General features: G+C 42.7%; 19 protein-coding genes. 3 read left to right on the forward strand and 16 right to left on the reverse strand.

What is annotated here, in order from left to right:
- Positions 1 to 99: 99 nt before the first annotated feature.
- The 14 genes from atpF to AB5542_RS12095 form a co-directional block, all read right to left on the reverse strand.
- The gene (atpF, locus tag AB5542_RS12030) at positions 100 to 597 is read right to left on the reverse strand and encodes a F0F1 ATP synthase subunit B (RefSeq protein ID WP_027202958.1); all 498 of its coding nucleotides are present in this window, start codon (positions 595 to 597) and stop codon (positions 100 to 102) included.
- Between the two features lie 9 nt (positions 598 to 606).
- Positions 607 to 864 (reverse strand): ATP synthase F0 subunit C, encoded by a 258-nt coding sequence (atpE, locus tag AB5542_RS12035; protein WP_027202959.1) that lies wholly within the window; start codon positions 862 to 864, stop codon positions 607 to 609.
- 67 nt (positions 865 to 931) lie between these two features.
- A complete protein-coding gene (atpB, locus tag AB5542_RS12040) occupies positions 932 to 2,065 on the reverse strand; it encodes a F0F1 ATP synthase subunit A (RefSeq protein WP_270542741.1) in 1,134 nt (377 codons plus the stop codon).
- Between the two features lie 7 nt (positions 2,066 to 2,072).
- Positions 2,073 to 2,306, reverse strand: a complete 234-nt coding sequence (gene atpC, locus AB5542_RS12045) for an ATP synthase F1 subunit epsilon (RefSeq protein WP_087419820.1) — start codon at positions 2,304 to 2,306, stop codon at positions 2,073 to 2,075.
- Positions 2,307 to 2,448: 142 nt separating this feature from the next.
- Complete coding sequence (atpD, locus tag AB5542_RS12050) at positions 2,449 to 3,960, reverse strand: F0F1 ATP synthase subunit beta (protein ID WP_087419819.1); 1,512 nt, start codon at positions 3,958 to 3,960, stop codon at positions 2,449 to 2,451.
- 136 nt (positions 3,961 to 4,096) lie between these two features.
- Entirely contained in the window at positions 4,097 to 4,489 is a 393-nt protein-coding gene (locus AB5542_RS12055) for a hypothetical protein (protein WP_087419818.1), read from the reverse strand.
- A 157-nt stretch (positions 4,490 to 4,646) separates the two neighbouring features.
- Entirely contained in the window at positions 4,647 to 6,302 is a 1,656-nt protein-coding gene (locus AB5542_RS12060; RefSeq protein ID WP_279038859.1) for a tetratricopeptide repeat protein, read from the reverse strand.
- A 17-nt stretch (positions 6,303 to 6,319) separates the two neighbouring features.
- Positions 6,320 to 7,258, reverse strand: a complete 939-nt coding sequence (locus AB5542_RS12065) for a PstS family phosphate ABC transporter substrate-binding protein (protein ID WP_162613706.1) — start codon at positions 7,256 to 7,258, stop codon at positions 6,320 to 6,322.
- A 110-nt stretch (positions 7,259 to 7,368) separates the two neighbouring features.
- Positions 7,369 to 8,193, reverse strand: a complete 825-nt coding sequence (locus tag AB5542_RS12070) for an energy transducer TonB (RefSeq protein ID WP_087419816.1) — start codon at positions 8,191 to 8,193, stop codon at positions 7,369 to 7,371.
- A 4-nt stretch (positions 8,194 to 8,197) separates the two neighbouring features.
- Entirely contained in the window at positions 8,198 to 8,869 is a 672-nt protein-coding gene (locus AB5542_RS12075; protein ID WP_027202967.1) for an ExbD/TolR family protein, read from the reverse strand.
- A gap of 30 nt (positions 8,870 to 8,899) precedes the next feature.
- Complete coding sequence (locus tag AB5542_RS12080; RefSeq protein WP_027202968.1) at positions 8,900 to 9,502, reverse strand: ExbD/TolR family protein; 603 nt, start codon at positions 9,500 to 9,502, stop codon at positions 8,900 to 8,902.
- 24 nt (positions 9,503 to 9,526) lie between these two features.
- Positions 9,527 to 10,342 (reverse strand): MotA/TolQ/ExbB proton channel family protein, encoded by an 816-nt coding sequence (locus AB5542_RS12085; RefSeq protein WP_027202969.1) that lies wholly within the window; start codon positions 10,340 to 10,342, stop codon positions 9,527 to 9,529.
- A 33-nt stretch (positions 10,343 to 10,375) separates the two neighbouring features.
- A complete protein-coding gene (locus tag AB5542_RS12090; protein ID WP_255378860.1) occupies positions 10,376 to 10,501 on the reverse strand; it encodes a hypothetical protein in 126 nt (41 codons plus the stop codon).
- Positions 10,502 to 10,716: 215 nt separating this feature from the next.
- Positions 10,717 to 11,109, reverse strand: coding sequence for a hypothetical protein (locus AB5542_RS12095; protein WP_087419815.1), 393 nt, complete (start codon positions 11,107 to 11,109; stop codon positions 10,717 to 10,719).
- 214 nt (positions 11,110 to 11,323) lie between these two features.
- Here AB5542_RS12095 and AB5542_RS12100 point away from each other — a divergent pair, with 214 nt between their 5' ends.
- Both AB5542_RS12100 and pgl read left to right on the forward strand, forming a co-directional pair.
- Positions 11,324 to 12,676 (forward strand): MATE family efflux transporter, encoded by a 1,353-nt coding sequence (locus AB5542_RS12100; protein WP_158572033.1) that lies wholly within the window; start codon positions 11,324 to 11,326, stop codon positions 12,674 to 12,676.
- A 226-nt stretch (positions 12,677 to 12,902) separates the two neighbouring features.
- Positions 12,903 to 13,601 carry a 6-phosphogluconolactonase gene (gene pgl, locus AB5542_RS12105; protein ID WP_118305084.1) on the forward strand — a complete coding sequence of 233 codons (699 nt, stop codon included), beginning with the start codon at positions 12,903 to 12,905 and terminating at the stop codon, positions 13,599 to 13,601.
- A gap of 44 nt (positions 13,602 to 13,645) precedes the next feature.
- Here pgl and AB5542_RS12110 read toward each other — a convergent pair whose 3' ends face one another.
- Together AB5542_RS12110 and AB5542_RS12115 are read right to left on the reverse strand one after the other, a co-directional pair.
- Complete coding sequence (locus tag AB5542_RS12110) at positions 13,646 to 13,987, reverse strand: RNA recognition motif domain-containing protein (RefSeq protein WP_027202973.1); 342 nt, start codon at positions 13,985 to 13,987, stop codon at positions 13,646 to 13,648.
- Positions 13,988 to 14,218: 231 nt separating this feature from the next.
- Entirely contained in the window at positions 14,219 to 14,401 is a 183-nt protein-coding gene (locus AB5542_RS12115; RefSeq protein ID WP_087419812.1) for a hypothetical protein, read from the reverse strand.
- 359 nt (positions 14,402 to 14,760) lie between these two features.
- On the opposite strand from AB5542_RS12115, the gene AB5542_RS12120 reads away from it, so the two are divergent.
- Positions 14,761 to 15,720 (forward strand): MATE family efflux transporter (locus AB5542_RS12120; protein ID WP_368243093.1); only part of this gene is annotated, 960 nt, incomplete at its 3' end.

Raw genomic sequence — 15,720 nt, forward strand, 5'->3', positions numbered from 1 at the left:
TCTCATACACTGCATCAGCAGCATTTAACTCCTGCGCGTATCGAAACACGGCCTTTGCATACCTTCGAGCAATCAATCCTTCGTCCATACTCTCCTCCTTTACTCTTTATTCTCAAGCTCGTTCAACAACTTACCGATCAGTTCCATCTGGTTCTTATCGGTAGCCAAGTCCTTACGCATCACTTTCTCTGCAACCTGCAAAGACAGGGATGCCACTTGTTTACGCAATTGTAATTCTGCTTCCCGTTTCGCCTGCTCTATCGACAAATTGGCAGCCTCCCTCACTTGTTTTGCCTCGTTTTCTGCCGCTTTTCGGGCTTCCGCTATCATCTCCCGTTTCAGCCGTTCTGTCTGCTGCAATACCTCTAATTGTTGCTTACGAGCTTCCGTCAGCAAATCTTTGGCATCCTCTTGTGCCTTTTCACGATCTCTTTTAGCCTCCCGGGCATACTCTACGCCTTTATCAATAAAATCAGCCCGCTCGTCCATCATCCGGACAATAGCCGGCCAGGCGTATTTTGCCAGAATGCCGAAAAGAATCAAAAAGACAACCAGCATCCAAAACACTAATCCGAATTCCGGTGTAAATAATGACATAGCTTCTTTTTATACAAACAATGCTAATAAACAAACGATAATTGCAAAAAGAGCAACACCCTCGATCAAAGCCGCAATCACGATCATATTGGTTCTGATATTGTTAGTCTCTTCCGGCTGACGGGCAATAGCATCCATCGCCGAAGAACCGATCTTACCGATACCAATACCTGCAGCAATAGCTGCCAAACCAGCTCCAACACATGCACCTATCTTAGCCAGACTTAACCCGGCTGCTGCTACTTCCAATAAAATCAAACTTTCCATAACCTTATTTATTAATTTTAGATTTAATGATTTTAGATTTTAAATTCAAACTTTTAGATTTAAGTTTTTAGCTTTTAACTTTCCTCACTCTCGCCAACCCGATAAAGATTGTTGAAAGCAACATAAACACGTATGCTTGAATAAACCCGATCAACACGTGAATCAAGTTCATAAACACGGCAAACAATACTGAAAATACCGTTGTAACGCCCAATACCACCTGTCCCATCACGCTAAACAGAAAGATCAACGAAATCAACACCAACACAATCAAGTGTCCCCCCAACATGTTAGCGAAAAGACGAATCATCAAAGCCACCGGTTTCGTGAACACTCCGAATATCTCGATAACAGGCAATAAGGGTACCGGACATTTCAATCCCATAGGTACATCCGGCCAAAATATCTCTTTCCAGTACTCTTTCGTCCCGGAAACATTAATCACCACGAAAGTACATAATGCCAAGACCAGCGTGATTGACATATTTCCCATCACGTTCGCCCCTCCCGGGAATACAGCTATCAACCCCATCATATTGGATACGAATATAAAAAAGAACAATGTCAACAGATAGGGTGCATATCGCTTAGATTCCTTTCCCAGCACACTGACAATAACTTCTTTATATAACATTTCGACGATCATTTCCAGACCACCCATTCCCTTACGCGGGGCCTTAAACTTTTTCCTTTTATAAAATCGAACTAACGAGAACACGATCAACATCGTGATCAGCCCGCTAATCATCACGGAAAAAGCGTTTTTGGTGATAGAAAAATCATAAGGACGATATTCGTTTCCGGTAGCATCTACCCCCACGATCTTCCCTTCATAAGCTCCTTCCCCGGCAATATGAAATCCTTTATATGTTTTCCCGTCTGCTAAACGTGAAGAACTGAAAAAATACCATTCCCCTCCATTATCCCGAACAATCACGGGCAGAGGTATGGTTACCTTTCCGATAATCGTCCATCCATACTCGTCCCCCAAATGCTCGAAAATAGTCTTTTTAGGGTCAAAAGCCTTATCCTCCCGTTCCTCCTGCTGCATCACGGAATCCACCCGTACGGCAAGCTCGTCCTCGACCTGTTGCGATTCTTCCCCGCTAACACCCGTTGCGGCCACTCTAACCGCACCCGCAGTTAGCGTTCCGACCAACAGAACAAGTGTCAACAATATATATTTCAAATCATTCTTCATAGGTGCATTAATTTATACAAACCACCACATTATTGTCCCGAACTTCCACAACTCCCCCGCGAATCTGTACACTCTTTTCCTCTTCTGACCCTTTATAGACAATTTCTCCCGGAGTCAACGTAGATACTAACGGTGCATGATTTTCCAACACGGTAAACTGACCCACCGTACCAGGCAATTTCACCATTTGCACCTCACCTTTATAAATCACTTTTTCCGGAGATACTATTCTTAAAATCATGACCTTAATTATTTTAGATTTTAAACTTTAGATTTTAGATCCTATCGATTAAGTGATTTAATGATTTTCGATTAAGTGATTTTAATCATCGAATCGGCAATCACGGAATCTTTTTCATTCTAAACTCTAAATTTTACATTCTCTAATTTCTTTTCTTCGCTTGTTCAATCATCTCTTTCCCTTTCTTGATCACATCATCAATGGTTCCGGTATTCATAAATGCCTGCTCCGGATATTCATCCATATCCCCATCGAGAATCATCTTGAAACCGCGAATCGTTTCTTCCAATGGAACCATAACCCCGGGAATTCCGGTGAACTGTTCTGCCACGTGGAAAGGTTGCGATAAGAAACGTTGCGCCCGACGAGCCCGTGCCACCACGATTTTATCCGAATCAGATAATTCATCAACACCCAAAATTGCAATAATATCCTGCAACTCGTTGTAATGCTGCAATAATTCGACCACTCTTTGCGCAGTTTGATAATGTTCTTCTCCAACAATTGCCGGATCAAGAATACGCGAAGAAGATTCCAATGGATCTACCGCCGGATAAATACCCAATTCGGTGATCTTACGACTCAACACCGTCGTGGCGTCCAAGAAGCTGAACGTTGTAGCCGGTGCAGGGTCTGTCAAGTCATCTGCCGGAACATAAATGGCCTGAATAGAAGTAATTGAACCATTCTTCGTAGAAGTAATACGTTCTTGTAACTTACCCATCTCCGATGCCAATGTCGGCTGATAACCCACTGCTGACGGCATACGCCCCAACAGGGCCGAAACCTCCGACCCGGCTTGCGTGAAACGGAAAATATTATCAATAAAGAACAAAATTTCTTTTCCACCAGCATTCGAATCCCGAAACATTTCCGCAACCGTTAACCCGGACAAAGCCACTCGTAAACGAGCCCCGGGAGGTTCATTCATCTGTCCGAAAACCAATGTTGCCTGCGACTGGCTCACCTTCTCCATGTCCACGCTCTCCAAATCCCACTTCCCCTTTGCCATCTCCTCCTTGAACTTGTCACCATAGTTGATAACCCCCGATTCTATCATCTCCCGCAACAAATCGTTCCCTTCCCGGGTACGTTCTCCAACCCCGGCAAACACGGAATATCCATTATGTCCTTTGGCAATATTATTAATCATCTCCATGATTAACACAGTTTTACCAACTCCGGCACCCCCGAACAGGCCGATCTTTCCTCCTTTAGAATAAGGTTCCAACAGATCGATCACCTTAATTCCCGTAAGCAGCAATTCCTCCTTAATAGATAAATCTTCAAATTTCGGTGCCTCTCGATGTATAGAACTCGTTTCTTTGTAATCCAATGGGGCTAGGTAGTCGATAGCATCACCTGTCACGTTCAACAAACGTCCCTTTATCTGGTCCCCCATGGGCATCGTCAAGGTCCGTCCTAAATCCAAAACCTTCATACCGCGATATAAACCGTCGGTTGTATCCATTGCTACACAACGCACTGTATCTTCTCCCACGTGTTGTTCCACCTCGACAATCAACTTCGAGCCATTCTCCCTCTCAATCTCCAGAGCCTCGTAAATAGGAGGTAAGTCAACCCCTCCACCTTCAAAAATGACGTCCACAACAGGACCAATCACTTGTGTCACGTATCCGACTTTCTGTGTCATAATATATGATTTAAACGTTCTTTAAATACTAACTTATAACTTTAACGTATATTCACTCGGAATAGTTTCCTCCCAGCCATATTATATTCAGGCCATGTACTGAACTCCGATAATACGTTTATATGATTATTACAAATTAAATAATCATTTTATTCATCCAGTAAATATAAAATCCCTGGATATGTTTCATAGACAAGTAATCAAAGATTTCATCACGCCACGCGTCATGACTATTCTTTCCATCAATACCTTGTTTAAGAATCTCTTTCGCAGAACTCACCCGTTTGTCTTTTTGAATTTCTACATCCTCGGGTAAATCCACAATATCCGTCAACATAAATGACTTCTCCAGAAAATCATACACGTCCGTCAGATCAATTGCCGAAAAAGTAGCTGTAATCTCTGAACTATTCATCGATTCCCCGGTGGTCTCCACTCTTCTTTCTCTTGGCATGTCCTCCGGCATAGCCTGCCCTCCAAAACAAACCATCAAAAGTAAAATTGGTATCGCCCGCAAAATCCACTTCATAATTCAATCTATTTAAATATTCAATAAACAACTCTTCCGCTATAAAGCAATTTCCGTACCAAAACTTAATCTTTTACGAATACTAAATTTTCATTTTATTAAAATTGGGGATATTCTAATACAAGAATACCCCCACAATCGACACACTTTTACCGATTCACAGCTTAATACTCTCAAGAGCTTTCAATGCCACCTCATCCTTGGCATCCAACGTTAATACTTTAGAGAAAAATGACTTCGCCTCCCCGTATTCTTCTTTTGCCGGATCAGGATTCCCATTATTTTTTGTGGTAATAGCATCAGCAATCACGTAATGATAATATCCCAAGTATTTATAACTTTCTATCAGTTCCCGTTTATAACGTTCCGGTTGTACTGATCCTATTTCTATCACTTTCTCATAATATGGTTTTGCCAACCCCTTCGTTGTTTCCGGATCAAGCATGGAATTTACCCGGGCCCGCCAAAAATAACTCACGTAACTATTAGGAACTTGGATACTTAACTCTTTGAATAAAGTATCTGCTTTTATCAGCTCTTCCTTTTGCAATTCCGGCACCGAATCCTGGCAAGCCAGATTATAGTAACATTTCCCCAGTTTCAACAAATCTTCCGCAGCCGGTTCCTCCACAAAATCAAAATATTGCTGATAATAGACCACGGCCGAATCCAAATCTCTATTTTTCACGAAAAGATCCGCAATATCTTTCAATAACTCCTGACGCTTGCAATCCGCATTCAATGCCTTTTTATAATAAGTAATTGCCTCATTATATTCTTTTTTCACGGTCAACTGTTCCGCGTAACAAAGATAATCCTGACAAATCTGATTCTCTTCGGGAGTAGATTCTATAAAATGCTTTATAGCCTCCAGACATTTTTCCCCATTCTCCCGTTTAGAAAGACAATAAGCATATAAACGTTTTGCCACCAAATCTTCCGGCTTTTCTTTCAACACGGATTGAAGTACAGGCAACATCTTTTCATACTGTTTATCGAAATACAATATACCGGCATACCGCAACAAATGATCCTGATCATAATACCCTGACTGAATAAATTTAGAATAATTATCAGCAGCAGCCTTACTATCTCCGGCCATTTCATACAGCTCCCCTAATATACAATAGATACCACAAAATTCCGGGGATTCTTCCCGGGCCTTATCCAACTTTTCCAACGATAAGGAACGATTGGCCGACATATACAAGCGAGCCTGTTTTAAGTATGCTCCCACACAATCCGGACTAAAATAAGCGGCCATTTCGTATTTGGCACAAGCCTCCCCAACTTTCCCCTGTGCAGCCAGAATATCTCCTTCCACCAAGTACGGCAACCCACTTTTAGCATCCAACTCTCTCGCCTGATTCACGTGTTCCATTGCTTTTGTCATATTACCTGCATACAAATATGCTCTGGCTATTGCCAACTGCACGCCGGCATCTTTCTTGTCTTTTTTGCTTGTAAACACCTCTTTGAACAACTCTTCACCGTCCATATCTTTCCCCAATTTCAACCCAACTACCCCGATCCGGTTGCAAGAATAGTCAGGCATAAACTCTATCCCTTTCTGGTAGTATATCCCGGCAGAATCACGAAGTCCCAACACCAGATAACATTCTCCCAAATAGTAACAGGTTTCTGCTTGCAAGACACCCTCTCGTTGTTGCTTCAAATTATCGAGGAAAAAAGCCTTGGCAGCCCCGATCATTCCCGATTCATAAAGATCTATTCCGACCTTATTGTCTGCTGCCTTCACGCTCGTCGCTGCCAGCAAGCAAAATAATCCGCATATAATTAATTTCGTTTTCATGATCTTAAAATTATTCATTAAAGTTGGTCCCTCACGTTCACGATATTCACGGGCATCGTGGCAGGTAACAATCCGGCTTTCAATATGATTCGCTGTCCTCTTGCTCCTGCAAAAAAGGAGGTTAACCCGGTTGGGAGTGCGCTCCGGGGATCATTCAGTAAAATGTATATATCACGAGACAATGGATATTGCCCCGTGTAGAGATAATACTGGTAAGGCTGGTAACTATTCCCGTAAGTAGGTAACTCTGCACGACTGATCCGTGCCACCTGTATTTCTTTTCGAAAATCCCGGCATAAAGAATCCTGTTCGTCACTAATCCAATTGACCCCGATTACCCCCATAGCACCGGGAGTTCGAGTAACATACTCGATGACATCCCGATTCGTTCCGGCGGCATGACATCGATCAGACAAGTTACCCCGCCCGCATATCGAATCCAGCACGTAACGTACTGTGCTGGAATTCCGGTGGTCAAACACGACTTGTATTTCGCCCAATTTCGAGTCCGCCGACAATTGGTTCCAACGTGTTATCTCACCGGAAAATATTTTCTTTAAAGTACTCACGTTAAATATCGAATCGGCATTTTGCCTGTTTACAATCAAAGCAACACCATCAGTAGCTATCTTGATGGACTCCGGAAAAAACTTATTGCTGTGGAATGACTCTAATTCGTCCCCCGATAAAGGGCGTGTGGCCAACACCCAGCGCACGCTGTCGCGTAACAACAGGGTTATTGCATCCACTTCACTCGTATATATCGGGACGATACCTGTCTGATTATATTGCGCTTCAAAAACTGCAATCTCTTCCTCGGCCAAGGGAGACAGCGTTTCGTCGACTGCAACTCGAATTACCCCGCTAAACAAGGTATCTTGTACTCCTGAAGTTTTCCCTTTACAAGCCACAAGGGAGATCAGGCATAACAGCCAAAAGCCGATTCGAATATTCATACCTTTTTAATTTTAGATTTACGATTTTAGATTTAGTAATTTTCACTCGCTGTCCAACGCTTTCTTTTAATCACCTAATCGGCAATCACTAAATCACAGAATCATTTCTTTTATTGTTGTAATTTAAACGTGATCGGTAAAGTGAACCGCACGGAAACCGGTTCACCCCGCTGTCTTCCGGGAATCCATTTACGCATGGCCTTTACCACGCGAACGGCTTCTTTATCCAGCGTCGGGTCGACCGTACGCAACACTTGTACATCACGTACCGACCCGTCCCGTCCGATCACGAATTGTACGATTACTCTTCCCTCTATATTCATTTCTTGGGCAATAGAAGGATACTTGATCTCTTTACCGATCCATTTCATCAAGGCAGCCATACCTCCCGGATATTCGGGAGCTTGTTCCACCACTTGAAAGACCTCATCTTCACTTGCCACGATCAATTTATGGTCTTCCAGATCAGCAATATCCTTACCGTTTTCCTCGTCATTACCCTTCACGTCCGCCACGGAAATCGCCGCTTTCGCTTGATTCACCTCATCCTGCGTTTTAATCTCGTCTTCCTCACGAACCTCTTCATCTTTCTTAATCACGGGAGCCGTGAACTTAATCGTTGTCTTCAACGTCGGTGGCGGCGGAACATTCACCGCCACGATCTTGTTCTCTTCCTTCACCTCCGGCAAATCCATCTTCAAATCAGACAATTCCGTCACCGTAACCATCTTTTCCTGCGCCTTAACGGGTGTCAGGAAACGAACAAAAGCCGGAAGAACCATTGCCAGAACCACACAACCTATAATCACGACATAGGCCGTCAAGTGACGCCGGGGAGAGTGTTTACGCAACTCGTAAGCCCCATAATCCTTATTCTTTCCTTCGAATATCAGATCACACCACTCTACCGAATTTACATTTATATCCTTTGCCATGGTCTTATTGTTTTAACTCCCGGTACTCGATGACTTCTTTCAAATCATCGGCATACCCGTCGTGTGTCTTATCCTGTAACAATCGCAAATCCCCCGGAGTTATATCCATGATCGCGTACCGTCCGATATTACATATCTGCATCTCATCGAGCACATCAATCAAATTTTTGTAATTCGCAAAATCGGTAGCCTTGATCAATATAACGGGAGAATCCTTATCTTTTCTGATCTCGGCAGCCTCTTTCAGGTATTCCTCGTTCGAGATCTCCAAGTTTGCTTTCTTTTGTTTCAATTCCCGGATCTTCTGCATCACCACCTGATTACGTCCTAACAAGATTGCACGCAAACCGTTCGGGGAAAAATCGGTTTCCTGCACCATATCGGGATTCTCGTAGTCCGGCTCTCCCATATAATAGTACACTCTCCCCTCCTTACCCAACAAAATAGTCATTGCCTTGGAAGCCTTCACTTTGTTCTGCTCCTGCTCATTCAACAAATCTTTCCTCGGCATACTGATTTCCATTGTCTGGGGTTTACTCATGGACGTGCAGAGCATAAAGAAAGTAATCAACAACATATTCATATCCACCATAGGCGTAAAATCCACCCGGATACTGAATTTCTTCTGTTTCCCTTTCTTGCGTTCCCCGCTATCCTTTTGTTGTATTTCTGCCATAATAAATAAATTACAAGTTATAAGGTTCTATCATACCTCCGGCATATTACGCAACGAAGTAATCAAGTTATAACGATTCTCTCGCAAATCCTGCAACGTTGCCATAATATCCTTAATCAACGGGTAAGGAGTTTTCTGATCCGCCTTGATAGCGATCACCAAGTCCTTGTTCACCTCCCGGGCAAATTGCATCCACGATTTAAACTGGTTATTCGTGCTATCACAAGGAATTCCATAATTCATGATCACTTTATCCTGTTCTTCCGATGATAATGCCAAGAATTGTTTCATTCCCTGAATAGGCACCCCGAATGAATTACACAGACTGAATTTTTTCAATTCCTGATCCGAAAATTCAATCTGATAACTCTCTCCCATCTTTTTCAACACCTCGATACGATCCTGTGGTTTATCCAGTCCCATGAACACCTTTCCCGTTGGCTCGACTAAAATAGAGACGATATTTGATTCGGGAATCTTGATCTCGGAAACCGACTGCGGCGGGTTCACCTGCACCGGTTCTTTCTGGATAAACGTGGAAGTCAGCATGAAAAACGTCAACAACAGTACCGTCACGTCGCTCATGGCCGTCATGTCGATGAACGTTGATTTCTTTTTAATTTTCTGACTCATAACGTATATATTAACAAGTGTATACTAGCGTTGTTTAATCGTGAAACTCTGTACCAAGTAAGCCCCGATCTCGTCAATACTATGCGTGATCCCGTCTATCTTACTAGTGAAGAAATTGTAAGCAATCACAGCACACGCCCCGGTTGCAATACCGAAAGCCGTGTTCACAAGAGCCTCCGAAATACCGGTAGAAAGGGCAATAGAATCCGTTCCCCCGGCAGAAGATAATGCCGCGAAAGACTTGATCATCCCGATTACAGTTCCGAGCAATCCCATCAACGTCCCTAAAGTCGTGATCGTGGCTATTACCCCCAGATTCTGTTCCATCGTCGGCAACTCAAGCATGGTAGCCTCTTCCAGATCTTTCCGTACTGCCAACTGTTTCTCTTCTTTCGACAACGTGTCACAAACTGACACCTGTGAATAAGTAGAAAGCGATGCTTTAATCACGTTTGCCACGGTTCCTTTCTGTTCGTCACAAGCTTGGCGAACAGCCTCAATATTCCCCTCCTCAAGATCACTCTTCACCTTCGTCACGAATTGTTGCAAATTCTTCTTCCCTTTCGCTCTTTTTAAGGCAATCAACCGCTCCACGCTTAAAGTCAATACCGTAAATAACAAGGTCTGGATAACCGGAACGATGATCCCCCCTTTATAAATCGTACCTAGCAAATTTCCCTGAATAGGATGATTATTCGGGTCATTATTAATAAAATTAGCCGGATTACCATACACGAAATGATAAATAACCATTGCCAGTATAAAACACAGAATGATTATCGGAAATGCAGAAATACCTAAACTTCTTCTTGTTCCTTGTTTTGTTGCAGTCTTTTTCATAGGAGTATTTTTTATATTTTAAACGCTTTAATATTATAATGCCACGTATAATGCCAAGAAAACCAAACCAAATATGACTAACATGATCACGATCGGGTACAATGTCTGAAATAATGCCGAGTTGGTAAAACCCTTGGCATTTTCTTTACTATTCTCCATAGGTCTACTATTATTATTCGTTTATGAATAAATTCAATTTTATAATACACTGAAAAATAAGGATATAATTCGTCCGTCCGTATCCGAAGAAAGATACCATAATTACATTAGTCACCTCTATACCAGCATGTCATATCAAAACACGCTTTCAATGAGCGAGTACAACTCACCGGTATCACCATTCGTGACACTGGACAAAACGGACCTAGGAATAGCTAAATAATGATTTTACACAAATCGAACACGTAGAAACCTTGAAGATGTCGAAGTCCCAGCAAATCGGAAAAATACCCGTAAGTCTTTTCTTCCATCATCCGGAATTCACTTCTACGTGACGCAAGTTCTGTTTTCCGATAGAACGAGAGGGAGAATTGTTCCCGACTTCCATTATTAACAATCTGCCGACTTGAAAACTCTAAAGTTCGTTCAAAAACTCCATGCTGATCAAACGGGGTAGTGGAAATCTGGAATTCTTCCGACGCTTTTTCTATGTTCTCCTTATCAGAAACAGGAATATTCCCCTTGGAACCTTCACTTCCAAAGAGATTTACCCCGATGACCAAAAAGAGGAGTAACAACGAAAAATATCGAAATATCAATCCTTTCATTTCTCTCTATTTACGAAACCAAAAATACACATATTTTCCAATTCTCGCAATTTTTTGACTTAATATATAGTTAAATTTCTCAAATTTTTGCGTTTCATTTATTCATTATACGGAAACGATGATTAATCTAGTTTCATTTCCCGCAAAAAGATTTCAACATTTTTATTTGTGACAATAAATGTACATCTTTGTCCCCGTTTTTAAAATTCAAGTCATGAGAATTAACTCACTGTATTACAAACAGAACATCAACATAGCCTTCCCGATCATGTTATCATTAGCCGGTCAGGCGATCGTACAAATGGCTGATAACATCATGGTAGGACAACTCGGAGCCCCGGAATTGGCAGCCGTGTCATTAGCGGGAGCAATTATCATGAACACGATGGTTGTCGGCATGGGTATTGCCACCGGCCTAACCCCACTTGTGGGCCAAGCTCATGCGCTTGATGATAAAGAACGTATAGCCGGATTTTTCCAAAATTCACTTCTACTGAACACAACCGTGTCACTCGTACTCACCCTTTTCTTGTTCATGCTCATGCCCTACCTTTCCATGATGGGACAACCCGCGGAAGTTGTAGAATTATGCAAAGGATATTATATCCTGACCTCATTCTCGGTCATCCCGTTCATCCTGTTCATGACATTTAAACAATACATGGAAGGAATCGGAAACACGAAGGTAGCCATGGTGATCACGATTTCATGCAATTTGATGAATATTTTCCTGAACTACATATTTATATATGGTAAATTCGGTGCGCCATTTCTTGGGGTAGCGGGTGCGGGACTAGCGACATTAATCTCCCGCCTGATGATGCCTATTGCTTTTTTTCTTTATATCCATCGTTCCCAAATATACAGCCCCGTATTCCGTTTTTTTCAATTTAGCAACACGAGCCGTCGGAAAATCAAACAACTATTACAAGTCGGCTACCCCATAGCCGGACAAATGGTCGTGGAATTTCTATCCCTCAGCCTCATCACCGTAATGATGGGATGGTTAGGCACCATTGCCCTTGCGGCAAATCAAATTGTCATGTCCATGATTTCACTTACATTCATGATCTCCAGCGGAATCGCCGGAGCCTCTACCATACTCGTCAGTCATGAATTCGGGCGGGGAAATATCGGGAAAATGCGTCGTTACGCCCATGCTTCTCTCCGCCTTGCCGTTATTTTCATGGCCGGAGCAGCCGTGATCTACGCCCTTTTCGGGGCCCCCATCGCATCCATTTTCACCCCTGATCCCGACGTGATAAAAGTGGCTCGCAACCTATTCTTCGTGGTTGCCGTGTTTGAAATCTTCGATGGATTACAAGTAACCGCACTCGGAGCCTTACGAGGCATCACTGACGTGCAGCGCCCCATGATCTATGCTCTCGTCTCCTATCTATTTGTCGCCGTACCGCTAGCATATATTGCCGGAATCCTGCTCGACTTCGGGGCTCCCGGACTACTCTCCGGATTCTGTGGCGGCCTCATGTTCGCTGCCACCCTCTTCATCCGTAGATTCAATAAATCTGTGAAAAACATTCGCCTGCGGCGAGTTACAAACTTATAGATTTTAGATTAAAAGATTACGTGATTGCCGATTGAATGATTCTGTGATTCTATAACCACCTAATCGGCAATCACGAAATCACAGAATAAGCGCTCGCCTCGTGCGGTTGGAATCTAAAATTTAAAATCTAAAATCAGTAAGGGTTTTTAACTTTTTTTCTTGTTTATATCATGAATAAACCGTAACTTGCATCGTATAAACAGGTACGAATTAGATCCATACAATCATGAAAATAGAAGTATATAAAACTGCCGAAGAAACATTGCGTTCAATGACCGAAACTTTGATAACGGTGATTAAAAAAAGCAAATCGAAACCTTTTCATATCGCCCTGTCCGGAGGTTCCACGGCGCAACAACTCTTCAAATTATGGGTAAAAGAATACCGGAATAATATCCCTTGGGACATTCTTCGCTTTTACTGGGTAGACGAACGATGCGTGTCGCCGGAAGACGACGAGAGCAATTTCAAACATGCCGAACGCCTTCTTTTCATGCCTCTGGATATTCCTCAAAATCACATTCATCGCATTTGGGGAGAACAAGAACCTAAAGTTGAAGCTGAACGATATTCGGAAATGGTAAAATGGGAACTCCCCGGCTACTCGAATATGCCCCGTTTCGACTGCACGATACTGGGCATTGGGGCTGATGGACACGTGGCCTCCATATTCAGTGATTCGATGAATCTACTGACCGACCAACGAATTTATGCGGTTTCACACCACCCGAAGACCGGACAACAAAGAATTACAATGACAGGGACCGTAATTTTAAAAAGTTCGGCTATATTAATCCCCGTCATCGGATCTGATAAACAAGAAATCATGGAACATCTCGTGCAGAAACAAGGAGTATACCCGGCGTCCTATATCTTCTCTCATGCATCAACAGCAACCCTCTTCACAGATCGGGTTACAGAATAAAAAAAGGTGGTTAAAAAACCACCTTTTCTTATATCCAAAATATTTTAGAATCTTTTCTCGAAACTACGGCCACCACCGTTACTGCGACGATCACGACCGCCACCATTACGATTAAAACCGCCACGACCACCGGCCGGACGATCGGTTCTCGGTTTTGCAACGTTCACGTTGATAACCTTACCATCGTACTCAGCTTGATTCAATTCATCAATAGCTTTTTGCCCTTGCGTGTCGTCAGACATTTCCACGAATCCGAAACCTCTTGATCTTCCGGTTTCTCTATCCATGATAACTTTTGCTGAAGAAACTTCACCGTACTCTTCGAATAACTCTCTTAAGTCACTATCATTCACGTCGTAACTTAAATTTGAAATGTAAATGTTCATTAATACAAACTTTAAAATTAATAATTTAAATACTTGAGGTTGGATATTGTCTAGAAAAGTCTGCTTAACGATACATTTAAAATACGATGAAGGCAAACGCTCTGTAGCGATCAAATCAAAACTCAAAATCACGACAAATCTACGATAATATTTTTAATAAACAAACAATCCGGGCCGTAAAAATAACACGAGGGTAATAAAAACATATTACCCTCGAAAATAAGCACTAAATCAGTGACATATCCTTCTTCTAGGATGTCTTTTAGCCTCCCGTTCCTCGAATTCGGTCTTGTCAAATTGCTCTTGTTGCATCTGTTGTTCACCGACCCAACTTTTGTCTTGTTTTGAAGGAATATTCCGGGCGCGCCGGTCATCACTCGCCACTTTCTTCTTCTTTTCTTCACGTTCTTTCATAACCTTCTAATTTTTTATTAATCCATGGGAGAAACTTCCCATACTACCCATATTATACGTCCTCGAAAATAGAGGGTTACATACCGTATTCCCTATTCATCCTTGATATAAAAGTTTTACAAAAAAGAAGAATCTCACATCTTTTTTGTATGTTTGTATCGTTAACTCTATTATTCAACATGAAAGCACAACTCTGTATATAGCTACGCTCCTTGTATAGTATTCCGATTGCAGGCACAAGCCTGCCGGGGACAGAATATGTTTCCGGGAACAGAGTTTATACCCTTTTTTATTTACCGAACATAACAAGTGATCCACTCTTGTGGAAATAACTTGCTATGTGCTATTCAAGTTGAATCATGAATTTTACAAACAAACAAATCTGGCTCATCAACTATCCAGTGATGATGAGCGTGTTAGTCGAACAATTAATAAATATCACGGATGCCATATTTCTCGGACATGTCGGAGAAACAGAACTAGGAGCCTCCGCCATAGCAGGAATGTACTACCTTTCCCTTTACATACTGGGATTCGGGTTCAGTCTCGGCTTGCAAGTAATGATCGCCCGCCGAAACGGTGAACAACGTCCTGCGGAAACGGGAAAAGTGTTCTTCCAAGGATTATTTTTTCTGACCACGCTCGCCTTCACGCTCTTCGGCCTGTCTAAAATATTCACTCCATTCATTCTACAACGATTACTGACTTCCCCGGAAATATACGAGGCTGTTATACAATATCTGGACTGGCGAACTTTCGGCCTGCTTTTCGCCTTTCCGATGCTGGCCTTCCGGGCATTTTTCGTGGGAATCACCAAAACCCGTATACTCACCGTCTCTGCCGTCACTCTAGCAAGTATGAACGTGTTACTGAACTATCTGCTGATTTTCGGTACCGGGAAGATTCCTGCCTTGGGCATATCAGGTGCCGCCATAGCATCCACGATCTCCGAACTGGGAGGCTTACTCGTGCTGGTCTGCTATACTCGTTTCAAAATAGACAAACAACATTACGGCCTCTTCGCCATTTTTAACAAACGACTCATGGGACAACTTTTCCGCCTCTCCGTCTGGAGCATGATGCACTCCTTTATCAGTGTGGCACCCTGGTTCCTTTTCTTTATTCTCATTGAGCATCTCGGTACCACGCAACTAGCAATTGCCAATATCATCCGAAGTATATCCACGATCTTCTTCGTCATCGTGAGTTCCTTTTCCACCACCACGGGATCACTCGTCAGTAACTTGGCGGGAGCCGGGGAAAGAAAACAAATCATGCCCTTGTGTCGGAAAATCATTCGTCTCGGCTACATTCTTGGC

Origin of the sequence: Butyricimonas sp. RTP31003st1_G1_RTP31003_210430, assembly GCF_040920905.1 — a bacterium.
GTDB lineage: Bacteria > Bacteroidota > Bacteroidia > Bacteroidales > Marinifilaceae > Butyricimonas > Butyricimonas paravirosa.